Here is an 18,574-nt window from a genome sequence, read left to right on the forward strand (position 1 = left end):
CTAACCAAAAGGCCTTGTCTCTGCACACCCCGAGTCGGCACCACTACGATTAAGGCCTGCCTAACCTAAGGGAGTTGGCCGTTGGAGACCGCAAGGTGACCGGGGGCAAGCACAGACGCCCGGTCCTTCTCGTGACGCTGCTGAGTACGGTCCTGGCCGGACTCTGCCTGCTGTCCGTCGCCGTGGGCGCGGCCGGAATCCCTCTGGACGAGGTGGTCCGGGCGCTGTTCGGACATCCGCCGAGCCGGCTCGTGGACAACATCGTCTGGACGGCACGCGTCCCCCGCACGACGCTGGGGCTCACCGCCGGAGCGGCCCTGGGGCTGGCCGGCGCGCTCATGCAGGCGCTGACCCGCAATCCGCTCGCCGACCCCGGAGTGCTCGGGGTCAGCGCCGGCGCCTCCTTCGCCATCGTGATGGCCGTCGGGGTGGTCGGTCTCGGCTCCTTCTACGGATACGTCTGGTTCGCGTTCGCCGGCGCCCTCGCGGCGAGCGTGCTGGTCTTCTTCCTCGGCAGGCTGGGGCGCTCCGGTCTGACCCCGGTCAAACTGGCCCTGGCGGGTGTCGCGGTGACGTCGATGCTCTCCTCACTGACGAGTGCGATCGCGCTCACCGACCCGGACGCGCTCGACCGGTACCGCTTCTGGTCGGCGGGGTCCATGGCCGACCAGGACGCGGCAACGGTCCTGCGGATCCTGCCCTTCCTCGGCGTGGGGACGGTCCTGGCGCTGGCCTGCGCCCCGGCTCTCAACAGCCTGGCGCTGGGCGACGACGTGGCCGCCTCGCTGGGGCGCCGGCCGGGTCTGGTCCGGCTCCAGGGAGTCGCCGCGATCACGCTGCTCACCGGTACGGCCGTCGCGGTCATCGGCCCGGTCGTCTTCATCGGGCTGGTCGTCCCGCACATCGCCCGGGTGATCGCCCGCTCGGCGGGTCTCGGCCCGGACCATCGCTGGCTGCTGCCGCTGTCGGGGATCCTCGCGCCCTGCCTGCTGCTGACCGCCGACATCGTCGGGCGCGTCGTCGCCCGGCCCACCGAGGTCCAGGCGGGGGTCATCGTCGCGTTCATCGGCGGCCCGTTCTTCATCGCCCTGGTCCGCCGTCAGCGTCTGGCGGAGGTGTAGCGTGCGCGAATCCGTCTCCGCCGTACGAGCCGCGAACTCCGCCGCGGACGAGGCCGGTTCGGCCCTGTCGCCGCTCCCCTCCTCGTTCCGCGCCTACCGCCTGGCCGTTCCGCCCGTCTCGGGAATCCTGCGGCCGCGGCTGGTCCTGCTGTGCTCGGTTCTCGGCATCGGCTCCTTCCTGCTGTTCTGCTGGGGTCTGACGATCGGCGACTATCCGATCGCCTTCACGGACGTCGTCCGGGCCCTGGGTGGCTCCGGTGACCCCGGCACCGTGCTGATCGTCCAGGACCTGCGGCTGCCGCGCGCCCTCGTCGGACTGCTGTCCGGGATCGCGTTCGGCGTCTCCGGCGCGCTGTTCCAGACCATGACGCGCAACCCGCTGGCCAGCCCCGACATGATCGGCCTCACCCAGGGGGCGGGCACCGCCGTGGTGGCGGGCATCGTCCTCGGCTGGGACGGGGGCCTGGGCACACAGACCCTCGGACTGTTCGGCGCGCTGGCCACGGCCCTGATCGTCTATCTGCTCGCCTGGCGGCGCGGTACCACCGGATACCGCATCATCCTCGTCGGCATCGGGGTCTCCTGGATGTGCGCGAGTGCCACCGACTACCTGATGGCCAAGGGCGGGCGGTTCGAGGCGCAAGCCGCCCTCGGCTGGCTGGTGGGCAACCTCAATGGCCGCACCTGGGCCGAGACGCGTCCCCTGGTCGTCGCCCTGGCCGTCCTGCTGCCGACGGCCCTCCTGTTCGGCCGGCTGCTGCGCACTCTCCAGCTCGGCGACGACGTCGCCACCGGCCTCGGCACCCGGGTGCAACCCGTGCGGCTGGCCATCCTGCTGACCGGAGTGGGACTGATCGCCTTCGCCACCGCGGCGGCCGGTCCCGTCGCCTTCGTCGCGCTCGCCGCTCCGCAGATCGCCCAGCGCCTGGCCCGTACCGCCTGGCCGCCCACCGTCGCATCCGGGCTCACCGGAGCCCTGGTGGTCCTGGGCGGCGACCTCATCGCCCGCACCCTCATCTCCGGCACGGAACTCCCGGTCGGCATCGTCACCGGCGTCCTCGGCGCGCCGATCCTGCTCTGGCTGCTCGTCCGCGCCAACCGCGCGGGTTCAGGAGGTTGATCCCATGTCGGCTGATCCCGTGCCGGTCGATTCCCCGCCCGGTCCGCTGCCCGAAGACTCCCTGCCCGTCGGCCGCGTGCCCGGCGCGGGCCCGGACCTGCGGGCGAGCGGCCTGCGGCTGGCCTACGACGGCCGGCCGGTGGTGGACGGCCTGGACCTCGTCGTCCCGCCGGGCCGGATCACCGCGATCGTCGGCGCCAACGCGTGCGGCAAGTCCACCCTGCTGCGCGCCCTGGCCCGGCTGATGACACCCCGCGCGGGCACGGTCCAACTGGACGGCCGGGCGCTGCACTCGATGCCGTCGAGGGAACTCGCGCAGCGCCTGGGCATCCTGCCGCAGAGCCCGGTCGCACCCGAGGGACTCACCGTCGTCGACCTGGTCAACCGCGGCCGCTCACCGCATCAGACCTGGTGGCGGCAGTGGTCGAGGGCGGACGAGGAGGCCGTGCGGCAGGCGCTGGCCGCGACCGGGATGACCGAACTCGCCGACCGGCCGGTCGACGAACTCTCCGGCGGCCAGCGCCAGCGCGCCTGGATCGCCATGGCGGTCGCGCAGGGCACCGAGGTCCTGCTCCTCGACGAACCGACGACCTATCTGGACCTGGCGCACCAGATCGACGTGCTGGACCTGGTCACCGACCTCAACCGGCGGGAGCACCGGACCGTCGTGATGGTGCTGCACGACCTCAACCAGGCCTGCCGGTACGCCGATCACGTCGTCGCCATGAAGTCCGGGCGGATCGCCGCCGAGGGCTCTCCGGCCGAGGTCATCACCGTCAAGACCGTGGAGGACGTCTTCGACCTCAACTGCCGGATCACGACGGACCCGGTCAGCGGCACCCCGCTGGTCATCCCGATGGGACGGCACCACGGAGCGCCCGCGCTGGAGCCCGCGGCGCAGGCGGCCGACTGAACGGGCAGCATCGGCACTTCCCCGCCCGCCCTTGCCGGGTTCGGCCCGGCCGCGTGAGGTGTCCCGCGGCCGGGCCTAACCGGCTCGGCCGGAGCGAGCCGGCTACGCCATGGCGTCCGGCAGGATCGTCGTGCCGGTCACCCCGCCGCCGGACAGACTGTCCAGGAGGGCGTGCGGCGCGCGGCCGTCGAGCACCCGGGCCGCCTCCACTCCGGCCCGGACGGCGCGCAGGCACGCCTCCATCTTGGGCACCATGCCGCCGTCGAGCCGGGGCAGCAGCGCCTCCACCTCCGCGACGGTGATCCGTTCGACGACCCGGTCGCTGTCCGGCCAGTCCGCGCACAGCCCGGGTACGTCGGTCAGCACGACCAGCGTGTGCGCTCCCAGCGCGGCGGCCACCGCCCCGGCGGCGGTGTCCGCGTTGACGTTGTAGACCTGACCGTCCTCGCCCCGGCCCACGGAGGAGACCACAGGGATGTGCCGGTGCTCCAGCAGGATGCCCAGAACCGCGGTGTTCACCCGGGCCACATCGCCGACCAGTCCGATGTCCACGCGCTCACCGGCCACTTCGGCGAACCGTTTGACGGCGGTGAGCGTGCGCGCGTCCTCACCGCTGAGGCCGACGGCGTAGGCGCCCTCCTCGTTGAGCAGCCCGACCAGTTCCTTCTGGACCTTGCCGGAGAGCACCATCCGCACCACGTCCATGGTCTCGGGCGTGGTGACCCGAAGCCCTTTCAGGAAGGCGGACTCCAGGCCCAGCCGGTCGAGGTGGGCCCCGATCTGGGGGCCGCCGCCGTGCACCACGACCGTCCTGACCCCGTTCCGCCGCAGGGTGAGGACGTCCTGGGCGAAGGCACGCCGGAGCGGCTCGTCGGCCATCGCGTGACCGCCGTACTTGACGACGACCGTACGGCCGCGCAGGCGCTCCAGCGGGGTGGCCCGGTCGGTGAGGCCGAGCAGGCCGCTCACGGACGGGCGGTGAGGTAGCCGCCCATGGTCCGGAAGTAGTCGGTGGCCGCGTGCTCGGCGCCGTCCTCGGTGCGCACCCGCCGGACCAGCAGTCCGCGCTGCCGGCCGTCCCTGGCCCGCGCGCCGGCCACGACGACGATCCCGTCGCCCTCGCGGATGAAGATCCGCCCCGGCGTGCCGCCGTAGCAGCCCTGCGACACCGCGGCCTCGACGACACGGATCCGCTCCCCGCGGTGATGGGTGAAGGCGTTGGGATACGGGTCGGACTGGGCCCGCACCAGGCGTTCGAGGTCCTCGGCGGGCCAGGTCCAGTCGATCCGGCTGTCCTCCAGGGACCGCTTGTGGAAGAAGCTCGCCCTGCCGCGGTCCTGGGGTATCCAGCGGGCCCTGCCGGACGCGATCAGGTCGAGGGACTCGGTCACGACCGGGGTGATCAGGTCCACGGTTCGGTGGAAGAGGTCGGTGACGGTGTCGGTCGCGCCGACCGGGACCGCGCGCTGCAACAGGATGTCGCCCGCGTCCAGTTCGGCGTTCATCCGGTGCGCGGTGACGCCGACCTCGCGCTCGCCGTTGATCAGCGCCCAGATGAGCGGCGAGAAGCCCGCGTAGGCCGGCAGCAGCGAGTCGTGGATGTTGAGCGTGCCGTGCGCGGGGAGATCGAAGACCTCCGGCGGCAGCACGGTGCGCCAGTTGTTGGCGACGATGATGTCCGGCGCCGCGTCCCGCAGCGCGGCCAGGAGTTCGGGGTCGTCGGGCCGGTTGCGCAGCAGCACCGGGATGCCGTGCTTCTCGGCGAGGTCGGCAACGGAGTCGTCCCAGATCTTCTCGTAGGCGTGCTCGCTCTTGGGGTGGGTGACCGCCAGAACCACCTGGTGGTCGGACTCCAGCAGAGCCTGGAGCGTGCGATGCCCCCAGGTCTGATAGCCGAACATGACGACCCGCATAGTCGATCCTCTCCTGGAGACCACCATTGCAAGGTAAGGCTAACCTTATTTACCATCAGGGGCGCCCAAGGGAAGGGAAGTTGCGGTGAACGCACTGCACGACGAACCTGACGCCATACTTGATGTACTCGGAATCGGTTTCGGACCGTCAAATCTCGCACTGGCCATCGCCATTGAGGAGCACAACGCCCGAGCCTCGTCCGAGAACCGGATCCGCGCGGAGTTCCTGGAGCGTCAGCCCTCCTTCGGCTGGCACCGCGGCATGCTGATCGACGACGCCACGATGCAGGTCTCGTTCCTCAAGGACCTGGTCACGATGCGCAACCCGACCAGTGACTTCACCTTCCTCTGCTTCCTGCGGGAGCGGGGCAGGCTGGTCGACTTCCTCAATGCGAAGACGCTCTTCCCGTTGCGGATCGAGTTCCACGAGTACTTCGCGTGGGCGGCGGCCCGGCTCTCGCATCTCGTCGGCTACGACTCCGAGGTCGTCGCCGTCGAGCCGGTGACCTCGGAGGACGGCGAGGTCCGCTGCTTCGACGTGACCAGCAGGGTGCCCGGCGCCGCGGAGCGCACCGTCACCCGGCGGGCCCACAACCTCTCGGTGGCCGTCGGCCTGGAACCCCACCTGCCGCCGGACACCACCCTGTCGGACCGCGTCTGGCACAACAGTGAACTGGTGCCGCGCGTCGCCGAGTTGACCAGCTCCGGCACTCCGGTCGGCCGCGTTCTCGTCCTCGGCGCGGGCCAGAGCGGAGCCGAGGCGGTCGACTACCTGCACCGCTCGTTCCCGGAGGCGGAGATCTGCGCGGTCTTCGCCAAGTACGGCTACACACCCGCCGACGACAGCCCCTTCGCCAACCGGATCTTCGATCCCGAGGCGGTGGACGTCTACTTCCGGTCCGCCCCCGAGGTGAAGCAGTCCCTGGTCGACTACCACCGCAGCACCAACTACTCCGTGGTCGACATGGACCTCATCGAGTCGCTGTACGCCACCATGTACCGCGAGAAGGTCCTGGGCCGGGAACGCCTGCAGCTGCGCAACGTCTCCCGCATCCGGGACGTGCGGTCACAGGACGACCGGCTGGACGTCACGGTGGAGTACCTGCCCACCGGGGAACGGGAGGTCATCTCCTCCGACCTGCTCGTCCACGCGACCGGCTATCGCCCCCGGGACCTGGACTCACTGCTGGGCCGGGCCGCGAAACTCTGCCTGCGCGACGACAAGGACTCCGTACTCGTCGGCCGCGACCACCGGGTGGAGTTCTCGCCCGAGGTGACGGCCGGCATCTACGTGCAGGGCGCGACCGAGCACACGCACGGCCTCACCTCCACCCTGCTGTCCACGACCGCCGTCCGCTCCGGCGAGATCCTCGATTCCCTGCTCACCCACCGCGCGACCGACGCGGTCGCACGGACCGAATGCACCGCCTGAACCGACGTACAGCCAAAGGCGGTTGGCCTCGGACAGGACGGCACTCGCTCGCGTGCCGCCCTGTCCGGCGCGACGGCGGACCCGTTCGTGTTCCTACCGGACCCCGAGCTCGAACTTAAGGTAGCCTCACCTAAGTTTCCGTCGTCCGTCCTTCCCGGAGGGGTATGGATGAGTGCCGCTAATCCGTCGGGGCGCAGCGTCCTGAGAGACTCCGTCGAAGGACAACGCGGACGCGTGGCACTCGGCACGCTCTGCGCCTCCGGGCACCAGATCGGCGAAGCCCTGGTCCCCGCCCTCATCGGTGTCGTCATAGACCGCGCCGTCACCAAGTCCGACACCGGCGCGCTCGTCCTGTGGCTCGCGGTCCTGGCCGCGGTCTACGCGGGCCTGGCCGTGAGCTTCCGCATCGGCGCCTGGTCCGGTGAACTGGCCGCCGTCCGGGCCGAACACACCCTGCGCGTCACCCTCGTACGCCGGGTCCTCGATCCCGGGGGCGGGGCGGAGAGGGGCAGACTGCCCGGCGCGCTGGCCAACATCGCGACCGAGGACGCCAAACGGGTCGGCGCCGTCAACATGGCTCTGACGCTGGGAATTTCGTCCCTGGTGGGCATCGCGACCTGCGCGGTCGTCCTGCTGCGCACCTCGGTCACGCTCGGCCTGGTCGTCCTGGTGGGCACCCCGGTGCTGCTGTGGCTGGGGCACCTGCTGAGCAAACCGCTGGAGTCACGCAGTGAGGCCGAGCAGGAGCGGGCGGCACACGCCTCGGCCATCGCCGCGGACCTGGTCACCGGACTGCGCATTCTCAAGGGCATCGGCGGCGAGTCGACGGCCATCGAACGCTACCGCGCCACCAGTCGCGACTCTCTGCGCGCCACCCTGCGCGCCGCCCGGGCACAGGCCTTCCAGAGCGGCATGGTGCTCGCGCTGACCGGCTGCCTGATCGCAGCCGTCGCCCTGGTCGGCGGTCGACTGGCCGCCCAAGGCGCCATCAGCCTGGGCCAGTTGGTGTCCGCGGTCGGGCTCGCCCTCTTCCTGCTCGGCCCCCTGGAGGTGCTCGCCTGGGTCAACGCCGAGCTCGCGCAGGGCCGGGCGTCGGCCGCCCGGATCGCGGAGGTGCTGGCCACCGCGCCCGCCGTCACCGCGGGCGGCCGTCCCCTGCCGCAGCCGGTGCGCGGCGCCGTACGGCTGAACGGCCTCAGCCACGGCGGGCTGCGCGGGGTGGACCTGGACATCGCGCCCGGCGAACTGCTCGGCGTGGTCGCGACCGACCCCGCACACGCCGCCGACCTGCTGCGTTGCCTGAGCCGGCAGACCGACCCCGACGCCGGATCGGTCGAGCTGGACGGGGTGTCCCTGCGCGACCTGGACCCGGCCGAGGTCCGCACGGCGATCCTGGTGGCCGAGCACGACGCGGACCTCTTCGAGGGCACCGTCCGCGGCAACGTCACGGCCGCCGCCCCCGGGTCGGCCGCGCCGGAACCCGCGATGACGGCGGCCGGAGTGACCCAGGTGTCCGCGACCCTGCCCGACGGCGAACACACGGCGGTCAGCGAACGGGGCCGTTCCCTGTCCGGCGGACAGCGCCAACGGGTCGCCCTCGCCCGCGCGTTGGCGGCCGACCGGCCCGTCCTCGTGGTCCACGATCCGACAACCGCCGTGGACACGGTGACCGAGGCCCGCATCGCCTCGGGCATCCGCGAGATCCGCAAGGGCCGCACCACGGTCCTCGTGACGACCAGTCCCGCACTGCTCTCGGTCACCGACCGGGTGCTGCTCATCGACGGCGGCCGGGTCACGGACACCGCCCCGCACGCCGAGTTGGTACGCCGCCACGAGATCTACCGCTCGGCGGTGCTGGCATGAACGACACCCCGGCGGAGATGAACGAGGAAGCGATGACGGCTCGCGAACTGCTGCCCACCGCGACGCCGGCCAGGACGCGCGCCGCCGTACGCGAACTGGTCCGCCCCTACCATCGGCTCGTCGCCGGCAGTTTCGCCACGATGATCGCCGCCACCGCGGTGGGGTTGCTCGTCCAGCCGCTGCTGGGGTACATGGTGGACCTGGTGGCCGACCGGCGACCGCCCGGCGACCTGACCCTCCCCGTCGTGCTCCTGGTCGTGGTGGCGCTCGTCCAGGGCGGCACCACCGCGCTCGGACTCTCCCTGGTGTCGCGACTCGGCGAGAGCGTGCTCGCGCGGCTGCGCGAGCAATTCGTGGACCGGGCCCTTCGACTGCCTCTGGAACAGGTCGAGAAGGCGGGCACGGGAGACCTCAACGCCCGTGTCACCCGCGATGTCGCGCGGGTGGGCGAGGCCGTCCGCTCGGCCCTGCCCGAACTGACCCGCTCCGTGCTGGCCATCGTGCTCACCTTGGGCGCGATGGCCGCGCTCGACTGGCGCTTCCTGCTCGCCGCCCTCGTCGCCGTCCCTGTCCAGGCGCACACCGCACGCTGGTACCTGCGCAACGCCGTTCCGCTGTACGCCCGCGAGCGGATCGCCACCGGAGCCCAGCAGCAGCAGTTGCTGGACACCATCGCCGGTGCCGGCACCGTACGGGCGTACCGGCTGGAGGAGCAGCACACCTCGCATGTCACCGAACGCTCCTCGGCGGCCGTCGGGTTGACGATGCGCGGGGTCAAGCTGGTCCTGCGGTTCTACAACCGGCTGCACGTCGCGGAGTACACCGGCCTCGCCGCCGTCCTCGTCACCGGGTTCCTCCTGGTACGCGCCGGATCGGTGTCCATCGGCACCGCGACCGCCGCGGCCCTGTACTTCCACGGTCTGTTCTCGCCCGTGAACTCCGCCCTGGTGCTCCTCGACGACGCCCAGACGGCCACGGCGGCACTCAACCGGCTGGTCGGGGTCGCGGACCGGCCCGCCGCCGAGCCGGAGCCGCCCGCCGCCGTCCACGAGACGCTCACCCCGGATACCGAACCCGGCACGGTCTCCGTGAGCGGCGTCCACCACGCCTACGAGCCGGGCCTGCCGGTATTGCGGGACGTGACCCTCACCCTGCGCACCGGGGAACGGGTGGCCCTGGTGGGCCCGAGCGGCGCGGGCAAGACGACCCTCGCCAAACTCATCGCCGGCGTGCACCGGCCGACCTCCGGCTCCATCCGGCTGCCCGGCATCGGCACGTCCGGCAGCGGGCTCCCCGTCGCCCTGGTCACCCAGGAGACCCACGTCTTCGCCGGGCCGCTCGCCGAGGACCTGCGGCTGGCACGGGCCACGGCCACCGACGAGCAGGTGCGCGCCGCGCTGACCGCGGTCGACGCGCTCGACTGGGTCGAAGCGCTCCCCGACGGGCTCGGCACCGTCGTCGGCGAGGGCGGCCACCGCCTGACCCCCGCCCAGGTCCAGCAACTCGCCCTGGCCCGCCTGGTGCTGGCCGATCCGCCGGTGGCCGTCCTCGACGAGGCCACGGCCGAGGCCGGCAGCACCGGCGCCCGGCTTCTGGAGAAGGCCGCGGCGCGGGCGATCGAGGGCCGGACGGCTCTGGTCGTCGCCCACCGCCTCACCCAGGCCGCCGCCGCGGACCGGATCGTCGTCATGGAGGACGGCCGGATCGTGGAGAGCGGTCACCACGACGAGCTGTGCGCGGCGGACGGAACCTACGCCTCCCTCTGGGAGGCCTGGTCCGGCACGCGTGCGACGCCCGATCACCCCCCGCACACCATCACCGCCCCGACCCTGAAGGACCACTGATGCTCGGCTCTCCGAGAGGCACACGGCTCGCTGCGGCGCTCGCCTCCGTTCTCCTGCTCTTCGTCTCCGTCGCGGCCTGCGGCTCCTCGGACGGCTCCGAGGCCGGTTCCGAGAAGCCCGCCACCACGAACAAGGCCTTTCCCGTCACCATCGCGCACAAGTACGGCAGCACCACCATCAAGGCCGAGCCCCAGCGCATCGTCACGGTCGGCCTGACCGACCAGGACTCCGTGCTCGCCCTGGGCAAGGTCCCGGTCGGCACCACCGAATGGCTCGGCGGCTACCAGGGCGCCATCGGTCCCTGGGCCGCCGGCAAGGCGGGCGGCGCCAAGACCCCGACCGTCCTGAAGGACACCGGCACCGGCCCGCAGACCGAGAAGATCGCGGCGCTGCGCCCCGACCTGATCCTCGCGGTCTACGGCGGGCTCACCAAGGCGCAGTACACGACGCTGTCCAAGTTCGCCCCCGTGGTGGCGCAGCCGAAGGAGTACAACGACTACGGCGTCCCGTGGCAGAAGCAGACCGAGATCATCGGCAAGGCTCTCGGCCAGGAGGCGAAGGCCGAGTCGGTGGTGAGCGGCGTCGAGGCCGACTTCAAGGCGGCGGCCGAGAAGAATCCGGCGTTCGCCAAGGTCAAGGCCGTCATGGCGACCCCGTACGAGGGCATCTTCGTCTTCGGCAGCCAGGACCCCCGTTCACGCGTCCTCACCGACCTCGGCTTCACCCTGCCGACCGACCTGGACAAGGTCATCGGCGACGAGTTCGGGGCCAACATCTCCAAGGAGCGCACCGACCTGCTGGACACCGACGCGATCGTGTGGATCGTCTCCGACACGGCCAAGGACGAGAGCAAGCTGCACAAGGACGCTCTGTACGCGGACCTGAAGGTCGCTCGGCAGAACCGGGAGGTCTACATCAAGGAGACCTCCGACTACGGCAACTCCGTCTCCTTCGTCACGGTGCTCAGCCTGCCGTACATGCTCGACCGGCTGGTGCCCCAGCTGGCCGCCGCGGTGGACGGCGACCCCGCGACGAAGGTGCCCGCCCCGGCTGCCTGACACGGCGGAACCGGTCGCTCCGCCGGGGTCGGGGGTATGGATGTCCGTACCCCCGGCCCCGGCCGTCTCACCCGCACGCCGTCGGGCCCGACCGCTGAGATCTGGATCACCGGCAGCAAGAGGCCAAGGTCACAGGCGTCACCTCTGCTGCCGCCGCGGAACTCTGACCTAGCATCCGAGCATGACAGTCCTGCCCAATGACGGGCTCGCGCTGGCCGCCGAGTTCCCTTCCGCGACCCATGACCAGTGGCAGCTCCTGGTAGAAGGCGTGCTGCGCAAATCGGGCAGGGAGGTCTCGAGCGCGACAGCCGAAGACGCGCTGTCCACCTCGCTCGAGGACGGGCTCGCCACCAGGCCCCTGTACACCGCGCGTGACACAGCCGCCGATCCCGGTTTCCCCGGATTCGCCCCCTTCGTCCGGGGAAGCCGGCCCGAGGGCAACACCGCAGGCGGCTGGGACGTACGGCAGCGGCACACAGCCGCCGACAACGCCCTGGTGCTCGGGGACCTGGAGAACGGCGTCACCTCGCTGTGGCTCGCCGTCGGCGAGGGCGGCATCCCGGTCTCCTCTCTCGAGAAGGTCCTCGCGGGCGTCTACCTCGATCTGGCCCCCGTCGCCCTCGACGCCGGTCGTGACGTCGAAGTGGCGGCCCGGGAGTTGTTCCGGCTGTACGAGGAACGCGGCGTCGTACCGAGTGAGGTACGCGGCAACCTCGGCGCCGACCCCCTCGGCCATGAGGCCCGTACAGGTGCCGCCCTGGACTTCGCTCCGGCCGCCTCCCTCGCCCTGCGCTGCGTCGACGAGTACCCCGGGCTGCGGGCGCTGACCGTGGACGCGCTGCCCTACCACGAGGCCGGCGGCTCAGCCGCGCAGGAGCTGGGCGCCTCCCTGGCGACCGGTGTCGCCTATCTGCGGGAACTGACCGGCGCGGGGCTGTCCGTCGAACAGGCGTGTGCGCAGATCGAGTTCCGCTACGCCGCGACCGCCGACCAGTTCCTGACGATCGCCAAGCTCCGGGCGGCGCGCAGGCTGTGGGCGCGGATCGCCGAGGTGTGCGGGGCGCCGGGCGCGGGAGCCCAGGTGCAGCACGCCGTGACCTCGCCGGTGATGATGTCGCGCCGCGACCCGTGGGTGAACATGCTGCGCACGACCGTCGCGACGCTCGCGGCCGGGGTCGGCGGCGCCGACTCCGTCACCGTCCTGCCGTTCGACCACGCGCTCGGCCTGCCGGACGCCTTCGCGCGGCGCATCGCCCGCAACACCTCGACGATCCTCATCGAGGAGTCGCATCTGTCCCGGGTGACCGACCCGGCGGGCGGCTCCTGGTACGTGGAGAAGCTGACCGACGAACTCGCCCACGCGGGCTGGGAGTTCTTCCAGGCAATCGAGCAGAGCGGTGGTCAGGCCGCCGCACTGCGCTCGGGGCGCCTCGGCCAGGATCTGGCGAAGACCTGGGAGGCGCGCTCGGCCAAGCTCGCCAAGCGGCGCGAGCCGATCACCGGTGTCAGCGAGTTCCCGAACCTGGCCGAGCCCTCTGTGGAACGCCTGCCCGCCCCCGAGGCACCGTCCGGCGGCCTGCCGCGGGTGCGGCGCGACGAGGCGTACGAGGTACTGCGGGCCCGCTCCGACGCGCACCTCGCCGCCACCGGGGCCCGTCCTCGGATCTACCTGGCCACGATCGGCCGCGCCGCCGCGCACACCGCGCGGTCGACGTTCGTCGCGAACCTGTTCCAGGCCGGTGGCATCGAGCCGGTCACGGACGGCACGTTCGAGGACAGCGGCGCCACCGAGGCCTGTCTGTGCTCCAGTGACGCCCTGTACGAGGAGCAGGCAGCGACCACGGCCGAAGCCCTCTCGGAGGCCGGGGCCCGACACGTCTTCCTGGCCGGCCGTCCCGGGCAGTACCCCGGTGTCGACTCCTATGTCTTCGCGGGCTGCGACGCCGTCGCCGTCCTCTCCGCCACCCTCGACCGCATGGGAGTGTCCTGATGGGAATCCCCGACTTCTCCGGAATCGAACTGGGGACGCCCACCACCGAAGGCAGCGCCGACGAGTGGAGTGCCGCCGCAGAGAAGGCAACGGGCGGGAGCGAGGCCGTCTGGGAGACCCCGGAGGGCATCGCGGTCAAGCCGCTGTACACCGGCCGTGACGTGGAAGGCCTGGACTTCCTGGACACGTACCCGGGCGTGGCACCGTATCTGCGCGGTCCGTACCCGACGATGTACGTCAACCAGCCCTGGACGATCCGCCAGTACGCGGGCTTCTCCACGGCCGAGGAGTCCAACGCCTTCTACCGCCGCAACCTGGCGGCCGGTCAGAAGGGCCTGTCGATCGCCTTCGACCTGCCCACGCACCGCGGTTACGACAGCGACCACCCGCGCGTGACGGGCGACGTCGGCATGGCGGGGGTGGCCATCGACTCCATCTATGACATGCGGCAGCTCTTCGACGGCATCCCGCTGGACAGGATGACCGTGTCGATGACGATGAACGGCGCCGTGCTGCCGGTCCTCGCGCTGTACATCGTGGCGGCCGAGGAGCAGGGCGTGCCGCCCGAGAAGCTGGCCGGAACCATTCAGAACGACATTCTGAAGGAGTTCATGGTCCGCAACACCTACATCTATCCGCCGAAGCCGTCGATGCGGATCATCTCCGACATCTTCGCGTACACCTCGCAGCGGATGCCGCGCTACAACTCCATCTCCATCTCCGGGTACCACATCCAGGAGGCGGGTGCGACGGCCGACCTGGAGCTGGCGTACACGCTCGCGGACGGCGTGGAGTACATCAGGGCGGGCCGGGAGGCGGGGCTGGACGTGGACGCGTTCGCACCGCGGCTCTCGTTCTTCTGGGCGATCGGCATGAACTTCTTCATGGAGGTCGCCAAGATGCGGGCGGCGCGCCTGCTGTGGGCGAAGCTGGTGAAGCAGTTCGACCCGCAGAACGCCAAGTCCCTTTCCCTGCGCACCCATTCGCAGACGTCCGGCTGGTCGCTGACCGCGCAGGACGTGTTCAACAACGTGACGCGTACGTGTGTGGAGGCCATGGCCGCCACCCAGGGCCACACCCAGTCGCTGCACACCAACGCCCTGGACGAGGCGCTGGCGCTGCCCACCGACTTCTCCGCGCGGATCGCCCGCAACACGCAGTTGCTGCTCCAGCAGGAGTCCGGCACGACCCGGGTCATCGACCCGTGGGGCGGCAGCGCGTACATCGAGAAGCTGACGTACGACCTCGCCCGCCGGGCCTGGCAGCACATCGAGGAGGTCGAGGCCGCGGGCGGCATGGCGCAGGCCATCGACGCCGGCATCCCCAAGCTCCGGATCGAGGAGGCGGCGGCCCGCACGCAGGCCCGCATCGACTCCGGCCGCCAGCCGGTCATCGGCGTCAACAAGTACCGCGTCGAGACCGACGAGAAGATCGACGTCCTCAAGGTCGACAACTCGTCCGTACGCACGCAGCAGATCGAGAAGCTGCGGCGGCTGCGGGCCGAGCGCGACGAGCGGGCGTGCCAGGACTCGCTGGACGACCTCACGCGAGCGGCCGGCGGTGAGGGCAACCTGCTGGAGCTGGCGGTGCGCGCGGCCCGCGCGATGGCCACCGTCGGGGAGATCTCCGACGCCCTGGAGAAGGTGTACGGGCGGCACGCGGGCCAGATCCGTACGATTTCCGGGGTGTACCGCAACGAAGCAGGGGAGTCCCCGTCCGTGGACCGCACCCGGGCGCTGGTGGACGCGTTCGAGGAGGCCGAGGGCCGCCGACCGCGCATCCTGGTCGCCAAGATGGGCCAGGACGGTCACGACCGCGGCCAGAAGGTGATCGCGACCGCCTTCGCCGACCTCGGCTTCGACGTGGACGTCGGCCCGCTGTTCCAGACGCCGGGTGAGGTGGCCCGTCAGGCGGTGGAGGCGGACGTGCACATCGTGGGCGTCTCGTCGCTGGCCGCCGGGCACCTCACCCTCGTACCGGCGCTGCGCGAGGAACTGGCCGCGGAGGGCCGCGAGGACATCATGATCGTGGTCGGCGGGGTGATCCCGCCGCAGGACGTGCCGACGCTCCTGGAGATGGGCGCGGCGGCCGTGTTCCCGCCCGGGACGGTGATCCCGGACGCGGCGTACGACCTCGTCCAGCGGCTCTCCACCGGTCTCGGGCACGCCCTGTGATCGAACTCGACACCTATGTCAAGGGTGTGCTCGACGGGAAGCGCGCGCTCGTCGCCCGCGCCATCACGCTCGTCGAGTCCACCCGGCCCCAGCACCGGGCGCTGGCGCAGGAGTTGCTGACCGAGCTGCTCCCGCACAGCGGGAAGGCGCGGCGGATCGGCATCAGCGGGGTGCCGGGCGTGGGCAAGTCGACGTTCATCGACGCGTTCGGCACGATGCTGACCTCGCTCGGGTACCGGGTCGCGGTGCTCGCCGTCGATCCGTCCTCCAGCCGTACGGGCGGTTCGATCCTCGGCGACAAGACCCGGATGGAGCGCCTGGCCGTGGACCCGGCCGCGTTCATCCGCCCCTCCCCCACCGCCGGCACGCTCGGCGGGGTGGCCAAGGCGACCCGCGAGTCGATCGTGGTGATGGAGGCGGCCGGCTACGACGTGGTGCTGGTGGAGACGGTCGGTGTCGGCCAGTCCGAGACGGCCGTCGCGAACATGGTCGACTCCTTCCTCCTGCTGACGCTGGCGCGTACGGGGGACCAGTTGCAGGGCATCAAGAAGGGTGTCCTGGAGCTGGCCGACGTGATCGCCGTGAACAAGGCGGACGGCCCGCACGCGCGCGACGCCCAGTCCGCCGCACGTGAACTGGCGGGCGCCCTGCGGCTGATGCACGGCAAGGACGCGGCCTGGACGCCGCCGGTGCTGAGTTGCAGTGCCCGCGAGTCGGCCGGCCTGGACACCGTGTGGGACCGCCTGGAACAGCACCGCACCCTGCTCGACTCGACCGGCCGCCTCGCCGACAAGCGCCGTGACCAGCAGGTCGACTGGACCTGGACGATGGTCCGCGACGAACTCCTCGGCCGGCTGCACGCCGACCAGGCCGTACGGGCCGTCAGCCCCGGCCTCGAACGACAGGTAAGGGAAGGCGAGTTGACCGCCACGCTCGCGGCGGAACAGATCCTGAAGGTGTTCGGCGGCGAAGGCCGCTGAGTCGAACGGCGGTGGCGGGGCAGGTCGGAGCCCGGCCACCGCTCACTTCCGCGTTCGCGGACCGGTCACCGCACCACCGTCAGGCCCGGTTCACGGACCCGGTCGCTCGGCCACCGGATACGGGACGAAGGTGCTGGTGTCCTGGTCGACGCGCAGCGGGCTGCCCAGGGGCGGGGCGGCGCGCTGGGGGCAGTCGAGGCGTTCGCAGACGCGGCAGCCCATGCCGATGCGTGTGGCCGCGGCGGCGCTGCCTAGGTCGAGGCCGTCGGAGTAGACGAGCCGGTGGGCGTGCCGGATCTCGCAGCCGAGGCCGATGGCGAAGGTCTTGCCGGGTTCGCCCCAGCCGCCGCGGTGCCGGGTGATCGCCCGAGCGGTCCACAAGTAGCGCTGTCCGTCGGGCATTTCAGCGACCTGGACGTGGATGCGGCCGGGGACCGCGAACGCCTCGTAGACGTTCCACAGCGGGCAGGTTCCGCCGGCCCTGGAGAAGTGGAGGCCGGTGGCGGACTGCCGCTTGGACATGTTGCCGGCCCGGTCGACCCGGACGAAGGAGAAGGGCACGCCGCGCAGCCTCGGGCGCTGGAGCGTGCTCAGCCGGTGGCAGACGGTCTCGTGTCCGAGGCCGTAGCGGTCGGTGAGGCGCTCGATGTCGTAGCGCGCCTCCTCGGCAAGCGCCTGGTCGCGGGTGTGGTCGACGGCCGCAACATCTGGGTGAACGACCTGGAGAAGTCCCTGGCCACCCTCGGTACCCTGCTGGGTCTCGCCGACCGGGTCGACGTGGCGGCCTCCTGCTCCCTGCTCCACGTGCCGCTCGACTCCGCGCCGGAACGGGACATCGAGCCGCAGATCCTGCGCTGGCTCGCCTTCGCCCGCCAGAAGACGGCCGAGGTCGTCTCCCTGGCCAAGGGGCTCGCACAGGGCACCGGCGCCATCGCGGCCGAACTCGCCGCCAACCGGGCCGACCTGGCCTCTCGGGCGAACTCGCCGATCACGCGCGATCCCGCCGTCCGGGCCCGCGCCGCCGCCGTCACGGAGGCCGACGCCCGCCGGTCCCAGCCGTACGGCGAGCGGGCCGCGGCCCAGCGGGCCCACCTCGGTCTCCCGCTCCTGCCGACCACCACCATCGGCTCCTTCCCGCAGACCGGCGAACTGCGCGCCGCCCGCGCCGATCTGCGCGCGGGCCGCATCGACACGGCCGGTTACGAGGAGCGCATCAAGGCCGAGATCCAGGAGGTGATCTCCTTCCAGGAGAAGACCGGTCTGGACGTCCTGGTGCACGGCGAGGCCGAACGCAACGACATGGTGCAGTACTTCGCCGAGCGGCTCACCGGTTACCTGGCCACGCAGCACGGCTGGGTGCAGTCCTACGGCACCCGCTATGTCCGCCCGCCGATCCTGGCAGGCGACATCACGCGGCCCGAGCCGATGACGGTGCGCTGGACGACGTACGCCCAGTCCCTGACCGATCGCCCGGTCAAGGGCATGCTCACCGGGCCGGTCACCATGCTCGCCTGGTCCTTCGTCCGCGACGACCAGCCTCTCGGTGACACCGCCCGCCAGGTCGCCCTGGCCCTGCGGGACGAGGTGAACGACCTGGAGGCGGGCGGGAGTTCGGTGATCCAGGTCGACGAGCCGGCCCTGCGCGAGACCCTTCCGCTGCGCGCGGCCGACCGACCGGCGTATCTGGCGTGGGCCACGGAGGCGTTCCGGCTCAGCACGAGCGGCGTGCGTCCGGACACGCAGATCCACACCCACATGTGCTACGCCGAGTTCGGGGACATCGTCCAGGCCATCGACGACCTCGACGCCGACGTCATCAGCCTGGAGGCGGCCCGCTCCCACATGCAGGTCGCCCGTGAACTCGCCTCGCACGGCTACCCGCGCGAGGCGGGACCCGGCGTGTACGACATCCACTCCCCGCGCGTTCCGAGCACGGAGGAGGCCGTCGAACTACTGCGGGCCGGGCTGAAGGCCATCCCCGCCGAGCGGCTGTGGGCGAACCCCGACTGCGGTCTGAAGACCCGCGGCTGGCCCGAGACCCGCGCCTCGCTGGAGAACCTGGTCGCCGCCGCCCACGTCGTGCGTGGGGAACTTCCCGCGTCCTGACATCGGGACGTTCCGCCCGGGGAGGCGGCCGCCGGCCGCCTCCCCGGATTCCCACGCCGA

Annotated in this window: 12 protein-coding genes and 2 pseudogenes; 11 read left to right on the top strand and 3 right to left on the bottom strand. The window is 71.6% G+C overall.

What is annotated here, in order from left to right; translation table 11 throughout:
- The first annotated feature begins 74 nt into the window (after positions 1–74).
- The 3 genes from ACFWBT_RS00250 (at position 75) to ACFWBT_RS00260 (ending at position 3,154) form a co-directional block, all read left to right on the top strand.
- Positions 75–1,121 (top strand): FecCD family ABC transporter permease, encoded by a 1,047-nt coding sequence (locus tag ACFWBT_RS00250; RefSeq protein ID WP_385693877.1) that lies wholly within the window; start codon positions 75–77, stop codon positions 1,119–1,121.
- A 64-nt stretch (positions 1,122–1,185) separates the two neighbouring features.
- The gene (locus ACFWBT_RS00255; RefSeq protein WP_385694077.1) at positions 1,186–2,241 is read left to right on the top strand and encodes a FecCD family ABC transporter permease; all 1,056 of its coding nucleotides are present in this window, start codon (positions 1,186–1,188) and stop codon (positions 2,239–2,241) included.
- A gap of 76 nt (positions 2,242–2,317) precedes the next feature.
- Positions 2,318–3,154, top strand: a complete 837-nt coding sequence (locus tag ACFWBT_RS00260) for an ABC transporter ATP-binding protein (protein ID WP_385694080.1) — start codon at positions 2,318–2,320, stop codon at positions 3,152–3,154.
- A gap of 102 nt (positions 3,155–3,256) precedes the next feature.
- Here ACFWBT_RS00260 and argB read toward each other — a convergent pair whose 3' ends face one another.
- Positions 3,257–4,123: an acetylglutamate kinase gene (gene argB, locus ACFWBT_RS00265; protein ID WP_385693879.1), complete on the bottom strand. Its 867-nt coding sequence runs from the start codon at positions 4,121–4,123 to the stop codon at positions 3,257–3,259.
- Positions 4,120–5,067, bottom strand: coding sequence for a methionyl-tRNA formyltransferase (locus ACFWBT_RS00270; protein ID WP_385693880.1), 948 nt, complete (start codon positions 5,065–5,067; stop codon positions 4,120–4,122). The genes argB and ACFWBT_RS00270 overlap by 4 nt, the downstream gene beginning before the upstream one ends.
- An 85-nt stretch (positions 5,068–5,152) precedes the next feature.
- Between ACFWBT_RS00270 and ACFWBT_RS00275 the strand changes: the two genes are divergently transcribed.
- The 7 genes from ACFWBT_RS00275 (at position 5,153) to meaB (ending at position 16,408) form a co-directional block, all read left to right on the top strand.
- Complete coding sequence (locus tag ACFWBT_RS00275; protein WP_385693882.1) at positions 5,153–6,499, top strand: lysine N(6)-hydroxylase/L-ornithine N(5)-oxygenase family protein; 1,347 nt, start codon at positions 5,153–5,155, stop codon at positions 6,497–6,499.
- A 168-nt stretch (positions 6,500–6,667) separates the two neighbouring features.
- Positions 6,668–8,362: an ABC transporter ATP-binding protein gene (locus tag ACFWBT_RS00280; RefSeq protein ID WP_385693884.1), complete on the top strand. Its 1,695-nt coding sequence runs from the start codon at positions 6,668–6,670 to the stop codon at positions 8,360–8,362.
- Positions 8,359–10,206 (top strand): ABC transporter ATP-binding protein, encoded by a 1,848-nt coding sequence (locus ACFWBT_RS00285; protein WP_385693886.1) that lies wholly within the window; start codon positions 8,359–8,361, stop codon positions 10,204–10,206. The genes ACFWBT_RS00280 and ACFWBT_RS00285 overlap by 4 nt, the downstream gene beginning before the upstream one ends.
- Positions 10,206–11,264: an iron-siderophore ABC transporter substrate-binding protein gene (locus ACFWBT_RS00290; protein WP_385693888.1), complete on the top strand. Its 1,059-nt coding sequence runs from the start codon at positions 10,206–10,208 to the stop codon at positions 11,262–11,264. Before ACFWBT_RS00285 ends, ACFWBT_RS00290 begins: the two co-directional genes overlap by 1 nt.
- A 181-nt stretch (positions 11,265–11,445) precedes the next feature.
- On the top strand, positions 11,446–13,254 hold the full coding sequence (locus ACFWBT_RS00295; protein WP_385693891.1) for a methylmalonyl-CoA mutase family protein: 1,809 nt from the start codon (positions 11,446–11,448) through the stop codon (positions 13,252–13,254).
- Positions 13,254–15,428, top strand: coding sequence for a methylmalonyl-CoA mutase (gene scpA / locus ACFWBT_RS00300; RefSeq protein ID WP_385693892.1), 2,175 nt, complete (start codon positions 13,254–13,256; stop codon positions 15,426–15,428). Before ACFWBT_RS00295 ends, scpA begins: the two co-directional genes overlap by 1 nt.
- Positions 15,425–16,408, top strand: a complete 984-nt coding sequence (meaB, locus tag ACFWBT_RS00305; RefSeq protein WP_385693895.1) for a methylmalonyl Co-A mutase-associated GTPase MeaB — start codon at positions 15,425–15,427, stop codon at positions 16,406–16,408. Before scpA ends, meaB begins: the two co-directional genes overlap by 4 nt.
- A 90-nt stretch (positions 16,409–16,498) precedes the next feature.
- Here meaB and ACFWBT_RS00310 read toward each other — a convergent pair.
- Positions 16,499–17,080, bottom strand: a pseudogene (locus ACFWBT_RS00310) (short-chain fatty acyl-CoA regulator family protein); the annotation flags it as partial.
- Between ACFWBT_RS00310 and metE the strand changes: the two are divergent.
- Positions 17,066–18,514 (top strand): annotated as a pseudogene (gene metE, locus ACFWBT_RS00315) (5-methyltetrahydropteroyltriglutamate--homocysteine S-methyltransferase); the annotation flags it as partial. The pseudogenes ACFWBT_RS00310 and metE sit on opposite strands and share 15 nt — an antisense overlap.
- Between the last annotated feature and the right edge of the window lie 60 nt (positions 18,515–18,574).

Origin of the sequence: Streptomyces sp. NPDC060027 (genome assembly GCF_042737005.1) — a bacterium.
In the GTDB taxonomy this organism is placed as follows: Bacteria; Actinomycetota; Actinomycetes; order Streptomycetales; family Streptomycetaceae; genus Streptomyces.

Coding starts and splice junctions, on each gene's coding strand:
- ACFWBT_RS00270 (WP_385693880.1), bottom strand. CDS start 5,067: ATGCGGGTCGTCATGTTCGGCTATCAGACCTGGGGGCATCGCACGCTC.
- ACFWBT_RS00280 (WP_385693884.1), top strand. CDS start 6,668: ATGAGTGCCGCTAATCCGTCGGGGCGCAGCGTCCTGAGAGACTCCGTC.
- ACFWBT_RS00285 (WP_385693886.1), top strand. CDS start 8,359: ATGAACGACACCCCGGCGGAGATGAACGAGGAAGCGATGACGGCTCGC.
- ACFWBT_RS00290 (WP_385693888.1), top strand. CDS start 10,206: ATGCTCGGCTCTCCGAGAGGCACACGGCTCGCTGCGGCGCTCGCCTCC.
- ACFWBT_RS00295 (WP_385693891.1), top strand. CDS start 11,446: ATGACAGTCCTGCCCAATGACGGGCTCGCGCTGGCCGCCGAGTTCCCT.
- scpA (WP_385693892.1), top strand. CDS start 13,254: ATGGGAATCCCCGACTTCTCCGGAATCGAACTGGGGACGCCCACCACC.